Consider the following 14,762-nt stretch of genomic DNA (forward strand, 5'->3'; position numbering starts at 1 on the left):
CGCCCGCACCGGAGACCGGACTCCCCGCCCGCACACCGCCGGTGGGGGCGGACCTCCCTGTGCACCCTGATCTCGAGGAACCCCATGAACACACCCGATCCGGTCAGCGCCTCGACCCGGCGGGCCGAATCCGCCGCACCGCGCCCGGCAAGCGGTCGCTCCGATGATCCGGTGATCACGGTGGCGCGCTCCTTCGCCGCGTGGCTGACCATCTGGGCGTCGCGAATCCTCGTGCGGCCCACCCTGTGGCTACTGCCGCTGCATACCCCGCTCGGTGTGCTCGGCTACCGCTTCACGCAGGTTGTGGCCTGTCGGATGTGGTTCGCTCCGACGCTGCCACCCATGAGAGTCGATGCCGCAGGACCCAACGGCCGGACCATCGGAGAATGGGTCGGCGGGCCGGCAGAGCCGGGCACCCGGATGATCTATTACATCCACGGCAGCGGATACATCAGTTGCAGCCCCTGGACCCACCGCGGCCTGGTGTCGGAACTGACACGCCGACTGCGCCGACCCGCCTACGCCGTGCGCTATCGGCGAGCACCGAAATACCGCTTCCCCGCGGCCCATGACGACATCCTCAACGGCTACCTGTGGCTGATCGACCAAGGGCACACCGCGAGCGACATCATTGTGATGGGCGACTCGGCCGGCGGCCACCTCGCTCTGGGCCTGTGCGTCCAACTCCGCGAACTCGGAGTCGACCAGCCCGCGGCGGTGATCGGATTCTCCAGCCTCATCGACCCGACCTGGCAGCTCGCGGCGGCCCACAGCACACACGTGTGGGACCAGTTCGCCTCCGCCCGCACCGGTCGACGGATCACCCAAACCTATTTCGTGGAAACCGATTTCAGTGATCCGCGCCTGGACGTCCTCGCCACGGTCGGACCCGACCTGCCGCCGATGCTGTTGCAGACCGGCGGCAGCGAGGTTCTCGCCTCGGACTCCCAGCACTATGCCGCGGCACTGCGCGCGGCAGGCGGGCGGTGCGAACTCGAGCTGTGGCCGGGAATGTTCCATGTGTTCCAGATGGCATACCCGCGGCTGTCGGAGGCACGGAGCGCACTCGACAGCGTCGAACGGTTCGTCGAAAGCATCGACGCGAACAACGGCCCGACCGCCTGACGGTCCACCCTGCCGGGCTGCCCGACCGGCCCCCACCACACGCAACCACTGCCAGCACCCAGACACTTCGGGGCCGGACCCCGCCCCTGAGATCGCTGATCCGCCCCGCCGCGAGCTCCTAGGGACCGATACGCCCGTCCTGTGGGGTGAGGCCCAGCGGGTCAGAACAGAGTGTCGATCAGTGCGGGTCTGGGCGCGGCGGCCGTAGGAACGGATCTCGGTGCCGTCGACCCGATTTCCCGGAACTCCCGCAGACGCGCCAACTCCTCATCCGCGAACACCCGCGTCGCCACGAACCAACCTCCCACGCCAACCGACCATCACAGCAGGCCGAACCCGGACTCACCGGCGATCAGCTACGGCTACGCCATATCCGTTGGTTTTCGGCGGTTACTACCGGAACCCCAGCTGCGGTCGCTGGTCAGGCCGAGACAACTCGTCGGCCGCTACCTGCGGAAGAATCCTCGCGGCGGACTGCCGGACCAGGCCCTGGGGCCGCACCGGCCGCTTCGGCGTTCGTGGCAGGGCGGTCCACGCCGGGCCGACGAGGCTTATCGCCAGATCAGTTTGAGCACCGCGGGTGTCAGCAGCATGCGGATGACGGTGGCATCCAGGATCAGCGCGGCGATCATGCCGTAGGCGATGTATTTCATCAGCACCAGATCCGAGAATCCGAACGCGCCGGTGACCACGATGAGGATCGCGGCGGCGGAGGTGATCACGCCGCCGGTGTGGGCGATGCCGTAGCGGATGGCCTCGGGCGCGTCCGCGCCCGCGGCGCGCGCCTCCGACACCCGCGACAGCAGGAACACCTCGTAGTCGGTCGACAGTCCGAACACCACCGTCACGATCAGCGCCAGCACCGCGAACATCAACGGTCCCGGCGTGAAGTGGAAGACGCCCGCGCCGTGCCCCTCGACGAACACCCAGGTCAGTACGCCGAGGGTGGACACGAGGCTGAGCGCGCTCATCGCCACGGCCTTCAATGCCAGCACCACGGAGCGGAACGCCGCATACATCAGCGCCAGCGCCGCGGCGACCAGCAGGGCCAGCAGTACGGGCAGCCCGTCGAGCAGTCCGTTGATGCTGTCGCGTTCGAGGGCGGGCACTCCGGCGACCATCACCCGCACCCCGGGCGGGTCGGGGATGTCGCGCAGCGCGGTGATCACCCGGTCGGCGTCGCGTTTGTCGGTCAGCCCGGCGGCGAGCACGTTCAGGCCGTCTTCGGTGGGTGCGGCGGGCTCGAACCGTCCGGTGAGGCCGGGGATCTGGTTGGCGGCGTACCGGATGTCGCTCAACTGCTGCGGGTCGGCGCCGACCACGACCAGTTTCAGCGGTTCGGTGCGGAAGCCGGGGAACAGGGTGTCGAAACGTTCCTGCGCCACCCGCGCCGGGTTGTCGTCGGCGAGATAGCGTTCGCTCAGGCCGCCGAATTCGATGTGGTGCATCGGGATGCTCAGCGCCAGCAGGGCCAGCACGATCGGCACCGCCACCGCCAAGGGGCGGCGCATCGCCCAGAGTGCGAGGCGGGAGAAGAATCCGGCGTCGATCTGCGCTTCGGTCCTGGTGCGGGAGAACCGTTTCCAGCCCAGGAAGTCGATGCGGCGCCCGACGATGCTCAACGCCGCGGGCAGCGCGGTCACCGACAGCAGCGCCGCCAGCAGCACCGAGCTGATGCCGCCCAGCGGCACCGAGCGCAGCACCCCGTTGGGGAAGATGAACAGCGCCCCGAGGCTCAGGGCGATGATCGCCGCGGAGAACAGCACGGTGCGCCCGGCGGTGGCGACGGTGCGGGCGGTGGCTTCCTCCACGCAGTGACCGGCGGCGAGTTCTTCCCGGAAACGGGTGACGGTGAACAGGCCGTAGTCGATTGCCAAACCCAGGCTGACCAGGGTCATCACGGCGCTGGCGAAGACGTTGACCTCGATGTGGTCGGTCAGCGCCCGCAGCCCGCCCTGGGTGCCCAGGATCGTCATGCCGCCGATGAGCACCGGCAGCAGCGCCCCGATCACGCCGCCGAACACGAAATACAGCAGGATCGCCACCAGCGGCAGCGCGATCATCTCCGCGCGTTTGATGTCGCGCTGCATGCCGGTGTTGATGCCTTCCACGATCGGCTGCAACCCCGCCAGCTGCACCGTCGTGCCGCCGGGGCCGCCGCCGGAGCGTCCGGCGCCGAGGTGGTCTTTGATCGCCAGGTAGTTCTCCACCGTCGCGGTTCCCGAGCCGCGCAATCCGACGCTGGCGAAGGCGTGGGTGTGGGTGGCGTCGGTGGCCTGGGCGGAGAAGGGGCTGTCCCAGTAGCTGTCGATCTTCTGGATGCGATCGGGATGGTCGGCCAGCAACCCGGCCAGCTGCCGGGTGACCGGGCCGCGGACGGCCGGGTCGTCGACGGTGGCGCCGTCGGGGGCGGTGTAGAGCAGGATCAGGTCGCTGTCGGTGTCGCGGCCGAAGGTGCGGTCGGCCAGTTCGGCGGCGGCCACCGATTCGCTGCTCTCGTCGAACCAGCCCTCCTGCGTCAGCCGTCCGGCCAGGTCGCGGCCGTACCAGCCGGAGACCAGGACGAACACCACGAACAAGCCCAGGACGAGGACGCGGTGGCGGTGCACGAACCGTCCCCACCGCAGTGATCCGGAACGGTGCATCGTGTCGCGGTGCCGGGTCAGCCGCAGGCCGGGGTGCGGTAGTCGGCCGAGCGCAGGATGCCGCACAGGTCGGTGCGCGAGATCTTCCACTTGCCGTCGATGAGCACGAAGTGCACGACGGTGGTGCGGACCGCGGCGCCGGTGCCGTCCTTGTCCAACCGCATGGTGGCAGTCAGCGTGCCGTCGTGGTTGTCGAACACCGGGTCGGTCACGCCGTAGACGGCGCGGGGATTGTCCTGCAGCGCCTTGTACATGTCGGGGATGGCTTGGCGGAAGGAGTCGCCGTCCTCGATGAGGGCGGTGCGTTCGCTGTCGGGCAGTGCCGGGTCCAGGGCCCGTTTGATCTGGGCGTCGAGGGCGGCGGCCGTGGGCAGCGGTGGGTGGGCGGCGCTGGAGGAGGCGGCGATCGAGGACGACAGCGAGGCGTTGGCCGAGGAGCGGGCGGCGTCGACGGCGGCTTCGTCGGTGCCGCTGTCGCACGCGGCGGCCGCTACCGCCATCAGGAGGCTTGCGGCGGCGAGGCCGGTGCGGGCGAGTCGTGTGTGGGTCATCGCTTCCTACATACCTTCGATGACGGAGCTGATCCGTCCCAGCAGGGCACGCACGGTCGTGACGTCCCGTTGCGCGGCGGCGTCGATCGTCGCGGCGTCGGGGATCATATCCCGCACCAGTGCCGCGATACTGCGTTCGTCGTCGAGGTCGATGTCGGCGACGGTGGCTTCGGCGACCGTGAGGACGTCCTCGGGGCCGGGGACGGCGTCGGCGAGGTCGCGGCGGTAGATCTCCAGCGTCAGGGTGGCGCGGATGGTGCGGAAGGCGAAGGGGTGGCCGTCGGCGGTGGTGCCGAAGCCGTGCGCGTACGCGCCGACGGTGATGTCGTCGATGACAAATCCCGACGTATGGTCGGATTTCAACCCGGATCTCCCTGTATCGGACAGTGTGGTCTCCACCGTAACCCTGGTTACCGACATTCCGCTGGAGCCGGCACCCCGGTCGGTCGGCTGGTTGCGTCATCATGGTCAGATGGTGAGGTTGCGGAAGATTCGTCGGTAGAAGGAGTTCGGTCGATGCGCCCTCGGGCCTGGCTCGTCTCGGCATTCGCGGGTGCGGCGGTGCTGGTGCTGCTGGCCGGATGCTCTTCCGGCGCCGGTGGTCCCGACCTGCCGACCAGGGAGCCTGCCACCGCGGCGGTCGCGCCGGCGGTGTCGACGCCGCCGGCCGGGCGCGTGCTGCCGGCCGGGCCGCTCGCGGAGCTGGCCGCCGATTCCGGCGGCGGATTGCTGGCCGCTCTGGACGGCGCCACCCTCACCGTCGTCGACCCGGCCGCCGCGCAGCCGATGGTGCGTACGGTGACGTTGCCCGAGCGCGCGAGCGGTCTTACCCCTGGCAGGCCGGGTGAGATGCTGGCGGCCGCGCCGGGACGGGTGCTGCGAGTGCAGCTGGCCTCCGGAGCGGTCACCGCGGTGGCGGTGGACGGCGAGGTGCGCTCGGTGCTGGCCCGCCACGACGGGGGGCTGTTGGTCGGCACCGCCGACGGCCGGGTGCTGGAGCTGGCGGCCGATGGTGCGGTGACCGGCACGGTGTCGGGGCTGGTGTCGGCCGACGAGCTGGCCGAAGCCGACGGCGAGCTCACCGTGCTGGACCGGCATCAGACCGCGATCTTCGAAGTCGACCCGAGCCGGCAGCGGCCAGGGTTGGCGTTGCGCGCCGGTGACGGGGCCACCCGGCTGATCGGCGACACGCGCGGCCGGTTCGTGGTCACCGACACCGCGGGCGGGGAACTGCTGGTCTACACCGCGGGACCGCTCGTGTTGCGCCAGCGTTTCCCGGTAGGATCTTCGCCTTACGCACTCGCCTACGATCAACGGTCCGACACCGTGTGGGTGACGTGCACGCAGCGCAACGAAGTCGTCGGATTCGACCTGTCGACTGGTATACCGAAGGAAGTGGGCCGCTACGCCACCGTCCGGCAACCGAACTCGGTGGCCGTCGAGCAACGCACCGGTGATCTGTTCGTGGGGTCCGCGACCGGCGACGGTCTGCAACGGATCGGTGCGGAGGATCGGAAGAGAGGGCACTGATGGCTCGGACACCACGCGCGGGCGAGGATTCCGCGGCAGCTGCCGATCCGGCAGCACACCGGGGGCGCGGGCGCGCACTGCCCGCGGGCTGGGAGACCACCAGCGACGACTACGAATACGTGCCGCTGCGGCTGCCGCCGGATGTCACGCGGGTGACCGCGTCCATGCGGCTGGCGATCCAGGCCGAGTTCGGCGGCTGGGAGCTCTCGCGGGTGCGCGCCTACACCGACGGCAGCAGGCGGGTGCTGCTGCGGCGGCGAAAATCCGCCCTACTACCCCAGCCCGAACCCGGAATGTGAGCCGATGTACGCCCTGCTACTCCGACTGATGTTCCTGGTCGCGCCGGAACGCATCCATCATCTCGTCTTCGCCGTCATGCGGTTCGCCGCCTGGTTCGCGCCGCTGCGCTGGACGATGAGCAGAATTCTCGTCACCCGGGATCCGATCCTGCGCACCGAGGCGTTCGGGGTGGAGTTCCCCGCGCCGCTGGGCTTGGCCGCCGGTTTCGACAAGAACGCCGACGGCGTCGACGCCTGGGCGCCGCTGGGCTTCGGTTTCGCCGAGATCGGTACCGTGACCGCGCAACCGCAGCCGGGCAATCCCGCGCCGCGGCTGTTCCGGCTGCCCGCCGACCGCGCTCTGATCAACCGGATGGGTTTCAACAACCACGGCGCCGCCGCGGCCGCGCAGCGGCTGCGCGCGCGCCGCGGCGGTGTGCCGATCGGCGCGAACATCGGCAAGACCAAGATCGTGGAGCCGCAGGCCGCGGCCGCCGACTACGCCGTCAGCGCCGCCCTGCTGGGGCCGCTGGCCGATTTCGTCGTGGTCAACGTCAGCTCCCCCAACACGCCGGGCCTGCGGGATCTGCAGGCGGTGGAGTCGCTGCGCCCGCTGCTACGGGCGGTGTTGGACAGTGTGCGGGTGCCGGTGCTGGTGAAGATCGCCCCGGATCTGTCCGACGAGGACATCGACGCCGTCGCCGATCTGGCCGTCGAACTCGGATTGGCCGGCATCGTGGCCACCAACACCACCATCCGCCGCGACGGTCTGCGGACCGACCCGGACGAGGTGGCCGCCATGGGTGCGGGCGGGCTGTCCGGCCCGCCGGTCGCCGACCGTTCGCTCGAGGTGCTGCGGCGGCTGTACCGGCGGGTGGGTGATCGGCTGGTGCTGATCTCGGTCGGCGGCATCGAAACCGTCGACCAGGCGTGGGAACGCATTCGAGCCGGGGCGACGCTGTTGCAGGGCTACACCGGTCTGATCTACGGCGGCCCGTTCTGGATGCGCCGGATCCATCGCGGCCTGGCGCGGCGGTTGCGCGCCGAGGGGTATCAGACCATCGGTGAGGCCGTCGGCGCGGAGCACACCGCGCACGCCTGAACTACGGCGCTCAGCCGTGCACGAACGGCGGTTCGGGAGTGCGCACTCGCCGGGCGCGCCCCGGCGGCGCCGGATCTCCCTTGGGTCGCAGTTCCCCGCCCAGCCGCGCCGCCATGGCCTTGGCGAGCAGGATCACCGCGTGGTCGCGCAAGATGCCCAGGTGGTCGGCGTAGACCTCGACGCGGGCCTGGGTCATGCGGTCGTGCACGACCTGCGGGTCGCTGAGCAGTTCGTCCAGTGACATTCCGGCCAGGGCCTGGTCGCGGGTCAGCCGCCGGTCCGGTAGCCAGCTCAGCCGCCAGCTGTCGGGCGCGTCGGTGTCGCGGTAGGCCGATTCCGGGGTTATGTCACTGGTCATCGTCCATTCGGTGGTGTGGATGGTCATCGCGGTCTCCGGTGCAACAGGTGGAGTGAGGCCGGCTCCAGGGCGCTGAGGTCGATGATCACGAATGCCTCTCGTCGTGCATCCGCTGGTGCGGCGCGGTGCGGGCGCCGCAGCGTGCGTTCCGCCGGTTCGGCGGGTGTGGCCGGGCGGGCGGAGGAATCCCGCTGCCGGGCCTGGTGGTCCGGGGGGCGGCTCACAGGTGTGCGGCACCCGCGGGTATCGCAACGCGGGGCGAGCCGGTTGGGTAGGGGTGATCGGGGTGTCCGTGGTCCGATCGGCATGGGGGCCGGATCCGTGGGACCGGCCGCGTGGCGGCTGCGGGGCCGAGGGGGCGAGCCTGCGGCGGCGTGTGGTTGCGCGCCGCCGTGGAGCGGGCGATGACCGGTGCGTTGCCGTGCGGGGTGTCCGGCGGCTCGTTTAGTCCATCACCGGCTTCGGCACCTGCTCGATATCGGATCCGGCGGGGCGGTGTCGCCGTCGCCGTCGCGGCTGCCGTATCTGAATCATTCTGCTCACCAGCCCTCCCGATGTGCCTGGTGGTGCGATGGGATCGCCATATCCAGTGTGGCATTTGCCGTTCCCCGCGCGCAATTGCCATTGTAATTTGGTAATTGACAATTTGCCCGCTGGCTAAACCCGATTTGCGTGGCCAACATGCGCGCGACGCCCCGGTGTCACGCCGATAGAGGAGGGTGGCATCGCCATGGTCCCGCAGGATTCGGGAATGGTTGCCGTTCGCAATATCCTCACCCGGTTGTGCAAACGGTCGGGGCTGAGCTCGGATCGGTTGCGCAGCACCGAGATCGACGTGCTACCCCTGCTGGATCTGCTGGCCGTGCGGCAGTACGCGCGGCGCGCGGGCATCGAGCGGGAAGAGGCGGTGCTACCGCTGGTGCGCGATCTGGCGCTGCGATTGGATCCCACCGACCGGCTCGTCGTCGATGCGGAATTGTCGCTGGGGTTGCTGCGCGAAAATCCGCCCGCCGGTGTCGATCCCGGCCTGCTCTACGCCGCGGATCTGGGTGAGCGGCGGGAATACCTCGCGCAGCAGTGGGCGGTGTTGCACGAAGCCGTTGGGGTGCAACCGATTCCGCGCACGCTGACGGTGCGCTCGCTGCGCGGGGCTCCCGAGCGCCGGGCGTTCACCGAGCTGGCCGCGCAGCTGGCCACGGCCTCGGTGTTCGACGGCGCGCACGTCGTCGACTTCCGCGAGCCCGCGCAAACCGTTGCCGCCGAGGAGGTTGCGGCCGATTCACCGGGCGTGGTCACGGTGATCGGTGACGCGGTGATTGACCACCTGTACGTGGTCGACCGGATCCCCGGGCCCGGAGGCACCGCGCGCGGCGCCTATCGGGAACATCCCGGCGGCAAGGGGCTCACCCGCGCGGTCGCGGCGGCCCGGCTCGGGTTGCGGGTGCGGCTGATCTCGGCGGTCGGCGACGACGACGCCGGTGGCCGCATCCTGGAATACCTGCGCAGCGAGCGCGTCGACACCGAACTGGTCAAAGTGGTGCCCTACGCCCCGACGCCGGTGACCGCCGTGATCGTGGCGGGCACCGGGGCGGCGAGCACGATCGGCTGCAAGGACGAGCGAATCCGGTTGAGCGCCCAGGACTTGCGCAGCGACGCCATCCGCACGGCGCTGGCGGCGTCGGAGGCGGTGCTGCTGACCTTCGAACAACCGACCGGGGTGATCGAGCAGGTCATGGGGCAGTTGCGCGGCCTGCCGCAGCGGCCGCTGGTGGTCGTGCATCCGGCGCCGCGGCTGGATCGGCCCCAGTACCTGTATCAGCACCTGGGGGTGGTCGACTACCTCGTCGGCGGCGACAAGGATTTGCGCGCGCTGGCGATGGCGCCCGACGGCGCGCCCTCCGACGGGCAGCAGACCGCCACCCGCCTGCGCGCACTCGGAGTGGGCACGGTGTGCGCGATCCAGGATTTCCGCTGCGCGGTGTGGTCCGACCAGCTCAGCGACCGATTCCAGCCGTTCCCGACGGCGCTGGAGGACTCCGTCGGCGCTCACGCTGCCTTCTCCGCCGCCCTGGTATATCGTCTCGTTTCGACGCGCCGCCCCGCCGCACGCAACGACTACGTCTGGGCGACCGCCGCAATGGTGGCGACGCAATCGATCGGGGATGTCCCCGGGGCAATGCCACTGGTGAGTGAGGTCGAGCGAATCTACAAACTCGCTACGGAGGAGCATTGACCAACGTTGTGGATCCTGCCGACACCGAGCATCGGTTCCGTCGTAACGGGCAAGATCTGCGAGTTCGGGTAGTGGGGTTGGACGAGGGCGGTGAGCGGGGGCACCTGCTGCTGTTCGGTGCGGTCGCCGACGGCTGCCTGGTGCGGGTGCACTCGCGCTGCCTGTACGGGGAGGCGCTGCGGTCGCAGGACTGCGACTGCGGGCCGGAGCTGGACAAGGCGCTTGATCTCATCCAGGCCGCCGGCTCGGGGGTTCTGGTCTACCTGGAGCAGGAAGGTCGCGGGGCGGGGCTGATCGCCAAGGCGCTGGGTTACCGGGAAAGCGAGCGCTCCGGCGCGGACACCTTCACCAGCTACGAGACCCTCGGCTACCCCGCCGATGCCCGCACCTACCTCGCCACCGCTCGTGCGCTGGCCGATCTCGGATTGCGCTCGGTGCAGCTGCTGACGAACAATCCCGCCAAGGTGGAGGCTCTGCGGCAGGAGGGGTTGCAGGTCACCGCGGTGCCGCTGCGTACGCGGGCGCTCAGCGAGCGGGCCCGCGACTATCTGGAGGCCAAGCGCACCCGGCGCAAGCACTGGATCCCCACCGACGCCGCGCCCTGGGCGCTCGACCAGGCGGATGCCGCTTCGCCCATGACCGACGAGCCCTCGGCCGTCGATCCGGTCGTGATCACCCCCGGGGAGAACATTCGTCCGCGTCCCGGGCCCGGCGCCGCGCCGGATCTGATCGGTGCCTGAACGATTGTTGAAGTTTGCCCCATCCGGCTTCCCTCCTGTGGCTACCATGAGTGAGCCGCGCCACATGTGGCGCCGACTCGTGAGAGGCTGACAGCGCATTCGCCGCATCGTGTCAGGATTCGAGTCTCGGACCGGCCACCGGCGGATACCGGCGTCCGGTCACGCCAGCGCTATCGGGAACAGGGATATGACGACAACAGAAATCGGATACGCGCACCAGTCGGGCAAGACGGTGTACACCGTCCCCGCCGCATTCCAGGAGACCGCACGGCTGCGTCCGGACCAGATCGCCTTGCGCAAGGTGGGGGGCACGCAGGAATACACCTGGCGCGAGTACGCCGAACGAGTGCGCGCGATCGCCGCGGGCCTGGCCGCCCTCGGCGTCGGTCACGGTGACACCGTCGGCATCATGCTCACCAACCGCCCCGAGTTCAACCTCGTCGACACCGCCGCGTTGCACCTGGGCGCCACTCCGTTCTCCATCTACAACACCAGCTCCCCCGAGCAGATCACCCATCTGTTCACCAACGCGGGCAACAAAGTCGTGGTCACCGAACAGGTGTTCCTCGACCGGATCACCGCCTCCGGGGTGCCGATCGAGCACATCGTCATGGTCGACGGGCCCGCCGAAGGCGCCGTCACCCTGGAACAGGTCGAGTCCGCGCCCGCCGCCGACTTCGATTTCGACGCCGCCTGGCAGGCCGTCGGCCCCGACGACCTGGCCACCCTGATCTACACCTCCGGCACCACCGGGCCGTCCAAGGGCGTGGAGATCACCCACCGCAACGTGCTCGCCCAGATCATCGCCCTGGTCAACGGCCCGCTGCAGGTCGGCTTGGACGACCGCACGGTGTCCTACCTGCCCGCCGCGCACGTCGCCGACCGGATCTCCGGGCACGCGATCAACCTGCTCACCGGCATCCAGATCACCACCGTGCCCGATCCGCGCGAAGTCGCCGCCGCCCTGCCCGACGCGCGCCCGACCATCTTCTTCGGTGTCCCGCGGGTCTGGCAGAAGATCAAGGCCGGAGTGGAGGGCAAACTCGCCGAAGAACCGAGCCCGGTCAAGAAAGCGCTGGCCAACTGGGCGATCAGCACCGGAATCGCGGCCGCGCGCGCCGATCTGGCAGGTAAAGGCCGCGGTCCCCTGCTCGCAGCGCAGCACAGGATCGCCGAGACGCTGGTGCTGTCCAAGCTGCGTCACGCCCTCGGGCTGGACCAGTTGGGCGTCGCCTCCTCCGGCGCCGCCCCCATCCCGCCGGAGACCCTGGAATACTTCCTCGGCCTCGGTTTCACCGTCAGCGAGGTCTGGGGCATGTCCGAGATCACCGGCGTGGGCACCTACACCGAGCTGGACAAGCCCCGCCCCGGCTCGGTCGGGCGCGCGGTCGACGGCATGGAATTGCGACTGGACGCCGACGGCGAGGTGCTCGTACGCGGCCCGATAGTCACCCGTGGTTACCGCAACATGCCCGACAAGACCGCCGAAGCCATCGACTCCGACGGCTGGCTGCGCACCGGCGACATCGGCACCCTCGACGCCGACGGCTACCTGCGGATCGTGGACCGCAAGAAGGAACTGATCATCAACGAGGCGGGCAAGAACATCGCCCCCACCAACATCGAGAACTCGGTGAAGGCCGTCTCCTCGCTGATCGGCCAGGTCGTCGCCATCGGCGACGCCAAGCCTTACATCGCCGCCCTGATCGTGCTCGACCCCGACGTGGCCGCCCTCCGCGCCAAGGAACTCGACGCCACCGGCGAGGACCTCGCCACCCTGGCCACCCGCCGGCAGATCATCGACGAGGTCGTGGCCGCGGTCCAGGCCGGCAACGCCAAACTCTCGCGGGTGGAGCAGATCAAGCGGTTCACCATCCTCGGCGCCGTCTGGGAACCCGGCGGCGACGAACTCACCCCGAAGATGTCGCTCAAGCGCGCCCCCATCGCGGCCAAGTACCAGGCCGACATCCAGGCGCTGTACGCCAAGGAACCCTCCGAGCGGGTGATCAGCGTCAAGTAGGTTCGCGCAAGCGCTGTGGCCCAGGGAACTGCCCGGGTTCACAGCGCTTGCGGCTCTCACGGCGCTGGGATCCCATCGCGTCGATGCACGGGGATGGACGTATGAGGGGTGCAAGCCGGACGCAAGGGCGGTGCAACCCCTGCCCGCCACCCTCGTCACCATGACCAATCCAGTAACGATCATCGGCGCCGGACTCGGCGGACTCGCTCTGGCCCGCGTCCTGCACCTCCACGGCATCCCGGCCGCGGTGTACGAGGCCGAACCGACCCCGACGGCACGCACACAGGGCGGCATGCTCGACATCCACGACTACAACGGTCAGCTCGCGCTCGAGGCGGCGGGCCTGATGGAGGAATTCCGCGGCCTCGTCCTGGAGGGCCGCCAGGCCATGCGGATCCTCGACCCGAACGGGACGGTTCTGCTCGACAAGCCCGACGACGGCACCGGTGGACGCCCCGAGGTGCAGCGCGGCGAACTGCGACAACTCCTGCTCGACTCGCTGCCGACCGGCACCGTCCGGTGGGGCAGGAAACTCAGCAGTGTTCGTCCTCTCGGCGCAGGCCGCCACGAGGTGACCTTCGCCGATGGCGGCACGCTCGTCACGAGCCTGCTCGTCGGCGCCGACGGCGCGTGGTCACGGGTACGGCCGCTGCTGTCCACCGCCATGCCCGACTACACCGGCGAGTCGTTCGTCGAGACCTACCTGTACGACGCCGACACCCGCCACCCCGCCGCCGCGGCAGCGGTCGGCGGCGGGTCGATGTCGGCACCCTCGCCGGGCCGAGAGATCCACGCGCACCGGGAAGAGGGCGACACCCTGCACGCCTACGTGGTGCTCGCCAGGCCGTACGACTGGTTCGCCGCCATCGACTTCACCGATGCCGCCGCGGCCACCGCACGGATCGCGCAGGAGTTCGACGGCTGGGCCCCGCAACTCACCGCGCTGATCACCGACGCCGACCTCCCGCCGGTCTGGCGCCCGCATCACACCCTGCCGGTCGGGCACCGGTGGGATCGGGTGCCGGGGGTGACCCTGCTCGGCGATGCCGCCCACCTCATGCCCACGAACGGCGAAGGCGCCAACCTGGCCCTACTCGATGGCGCCGAACTCGGCAACGCCCTCGCCACGCACCCCGGCGACATCGAGACGGCCCTCACCGAATACGAGCGGGACATGTTCGCCCGCAGCACCGAGGTCGCCACCGAAAGCGCCGAACTCTTCGGAGACCGGTACGACGGCACGGCCGAGGGACTGGTCGCCGCGTTCACCGCACCAGAGCGCACTTCCTGAGCCCCGGCCACCGCGCCGGGCGTCCGCACCTGCCGCAGGGCGCGCGTTGATCGACCATCCGGATTCGCTCCGGATCGGTGGGACCACCGGGCTTCTCAACGCGCGCCCCTGCCGGGGCCGCAGCGGTTCGGGCTGCCGACTCTCACGGCTCCAGATACAACCTCTCGCACGGCAGTCGCGGATACCCGTCGGTGTCGTTCATCGAAACCTCGACCGCATCGTGCCAATGCCGGGCACGCCACTCCTGCACGAACAAGCACGCCGCGGTCAGGCAGGCGACGAAGTCCATCCGGACCCCATGCCAGAACACCGACAGATGGACATCCGCTCGGAGGGAAGCGGAGAGCCGCGGTGCTCGGCATCGTTCACCGCTGCGGCTCCCTTGCCGGTTGCCGCACCTCGAGATCGCGGCGCTCGAATCCCCCGCATGCCACGGTGTTCCACGGTTCATTCTGTTCACGCATACGCGATGCCTCGCTTCCGGCGCGCGATGCTTTCGGCCACGCAACCACGGACAGCGGCCACAACGACGCGCCCGGAGGGGCGGAATCCGCTGCCGGGGAGAGCGACCCACGCGCGGAAGATGGTCCCGCGATCGGCCGGACTCGGCAACGCTACGGTTCCGCCCGCGCGCACCAACGAGACATTGAGCCGGAACATCTCCGCGAACAACGTGATGTCGTCGGGCAGATCGGGCTGCGTCAGATACGTCCAGCGCTTCGACCGGGGATGCGACATGATCGGCCCGATCGCGTGATGGTGCCGCTGCATCCAGACCTTCACGTCCTGCCCCAGCGTGGCGGGCATGATCACCGCCCACGCCACGCCCATGCGTAGGACTATGCGACCCAGCTGAGGTGGATCTACCTCCGTGGGCAGGTCGCACACC

At 69.7% G+C, this 14,762-nt stretch carries 14 protein-coding genes; 8 read left to right on the forward strand and 6 right to left on the reverse strand.

Translation table 11 applies throughout. From position 1 onward, the window contains the following. The first annotated feature begins 84 nt into the window (after positions 1 to 84). Positions 85 to 1,125: an alpha/beta hydrolase fold domain-containing protein gene (locus NNI01S_RS14430; RefSeq protein ID WP_084488791.1), complete on the forward strand. Its 1,041-nt coding sequence runs from the start codon at positions 85 to 87 to the stop codon at positions 1,123 to 1,125. Positions 1,126 to 1,676: 551 nt separating this feature from the next. On the opposite strand, the gene NNI01S_RS14435 is transcribed toward NNI01S_RS14430, so the two are convergent. Genes NNI01S_RS14435 through NNI01S_RS14445 form a run of 3 tightly spaced genes read right to left on the reverse strand, consistent with a single transcriptional unit; the run spans position 1,677 to position 4,684 of the window. Further along, positions 1,677 to 3,734, reverse strand: a complete 2,058-nt coding sequence (locus NNI01S_RS14435) for an MMPL family transporter (RefSeq protein WP_245676122.1) — start codon at positions 3,732 to 3,734, stop codon at positions 1,677 to 1,679. Positions 3,735 to 3,787: 53 nt separating this feature from the next. Beyond that, positions 3,788 to 4,321: a WKL family lipoprotein gene (locus NNI01S_RS14440; RefSeq protein ID WP_063020596.1), complete on the reverse strand. Its 534-nt coding sequence runs from the start codon at positions 4,319 to 4,321 to the stop codon at positions 3,788 to 3,790. A gap of 6 nt (positions 4,322 to 4,327) precedes the next feature. After that, the gene (locus tag NNI01S_RS14445; RefSeq protein WP_063020597.1) at positions 4,328 to 4,684 is read right to left on the reverse strand and encodes a hypothetical protein; all 357 of its coding nucleotides are present in this window, start codon (positions 4,682 to 4,684) and stop codon (positions 4,328 to 4,330) included. Between the two features lie 153 nt (positions 4,685 to 4,837). On the opposite strand from NNI01S_RS14445, the gene NNI01S_RS14450 reads away from it, so the two are divergent. The 3 genes from NNI01S_RS14450 to NNI01S_RS14460 are packed head-to-tail and all read left to right on the forward strand — an operon-like array spanning position 4,838 to position 7,231. Continuing rightward, positions 4,838 to 5,851: a YncE family protein gene (locus NNI01S_RS14450; RefSeq protein WP_063020598.1), complete on the forward strand. Its 1,014-nt coding sequence runs from the start codon at positions 4,838 to 4,840 to the stop codon at positions 5,849 to 5,851. Then, positions 5,851 to 6,150, forward strand: coding sequence for a DUF5703 family protein (locus NNI01S_RS14455; RefSeq protein WP_245676123.1), 300 nt, complete (start codon positions 5,851 to 5,853; stop codon positions 6,148 to 6,150). Before NNI01S_RS14450 ends, NNI01S_RS14455 begins: the two co-directional genes overlap by 1 nt. A gap of 4 nt (positions 6,151 to 6,154) precedes the next feature. Beyond that, positions 6,155 to 7,231, forward strand: a complete 1,077-nt coding sequence (locus NNI01S_RS14460) for a quinone-dependent dihydroorotate dehydrogenase (protein ID WP_063020599.1) — start codon at positions 6,155 to 6,157, stop codon at positions 7,229 to 7,231. A gap of 10 nt (positions 7,232 to 7,241) precedes the next feature. On the opposite strand, the gene NNI01S_RS14465 is transcribed toward NNI01S_RS14460, so the two are convergent. Then, positions 7,242 to 7,616, reverse strand: a complete 375-nt coding sequence (locus tag NNI01S_RS14465) for a hypothetical protein (protein WP_063020600.1) — start codon at positions 7,614 to 7,616, stop codon at positions 7,242 to 7,244. Between the two features lie 724 nt (positions 7,617 to 8,340). Here NNI01S_RS14465 and NNI01S_RS14470 point away from each other — a divergent pair. The 4 genes from NNI01S_RS14470 (at position 8,341) to NNI01S_RS14485 (ending at position 13,873) form a co-directional block, all read left to right on the forward strand. Then, entirely contained in the window at positions 8,341 to 9,822 is a 1,482-nt protein-coding gene (locus NNI01S_RS14470) for a PfkB family carbohydrate kinase (RefSeq protein ID WP_245676125.1), read from the forward strand. After that, complete coding sequence (locus NNI01S_RS14475; protein ID WP_084488792.1) at positions 9,819 to 10,562, forward strand: GTP cyclohydrolase II; 744 nt, start codon at positions 9,819 to 9,821, stop codon at positions 10,560 to 10,562. Before NNI01S_RS14470 ends, NNI01S_RS14475 begins: the two co-directional genes overlap by 4 nt. Positions 10,563 to 10,749: 187 nt before the next feature. Further along, positions 10,750 to 12,582 carry an AMP-dependent synthetase/ligase gene (locus tag NNI01S_RS14480; RefSeq protein ID WP_063020602.1) on the forward strand — a complete coding sequence of 611 codons (1,833 nt, stop codon included), beginning with the start codon at positions 10,750 to 10,752 and terminating at the stop codon, positions 12,580 to 12,582. Positions 12,583 to 12,742: 160 nt separating this feature from the next. Continuing rightward, the gene (locus tag NNI01S_RS14485; protein WP_063020635.1) at positions 12,743 to 13,873 is read left to right on the forward strand and encodes an FAD-dependent oxidoreductase; all 1,131 of its coding nucleotides are present in this window, start codon (positions 12,743 to 12,745) and stop codon (positions 13,871 to 13,873) included. Positions 13,874 to 14,015: 142 nt separating this feature from the next. Here the strand turns inward: NNI01S_RS14485 and NNI01S_RS34495 are convergent, their stop codons facing one another. Further along, on the reverse strand, positions 14,016 to 14,162 hold the full coding sequence (locus tag NNI01S_RS34495) for a hypothetical protein (protein WP_157114788.1): 147 nt from the start codon (positions 14,160 to 14,162) through the stop codon (positions 14,016 to 14,018). A 167-nt stretch (positions 14,163 to 14,329) separates the two neighbouring features. After that, positions 14,330 to 14,704, reverse strand: coding sequence for a DNA-directed RNA polymerase subunit beta (locus tag NNI01S_RS14490; RefSeq protein ID WP_245676127.1), 375 nt, complete (start codon positions 14,702 to 14,704; stop codon positions 14,330 to 14,332). Between the last annotated feature and the right edge of the window lie 58 nt (positions 14,705 to 14,762).

The sequence above is a fragment of the Nocardia niwae NBRC 108934 = DSM 45340 genome (assembly GCF_001613465.1).
Lineage (GTDB): Bacteria > Actinomycetota > Actinomycetes > Mycobacteriales > Mycobacteriaceae > Nocardia > Nocardia niwae.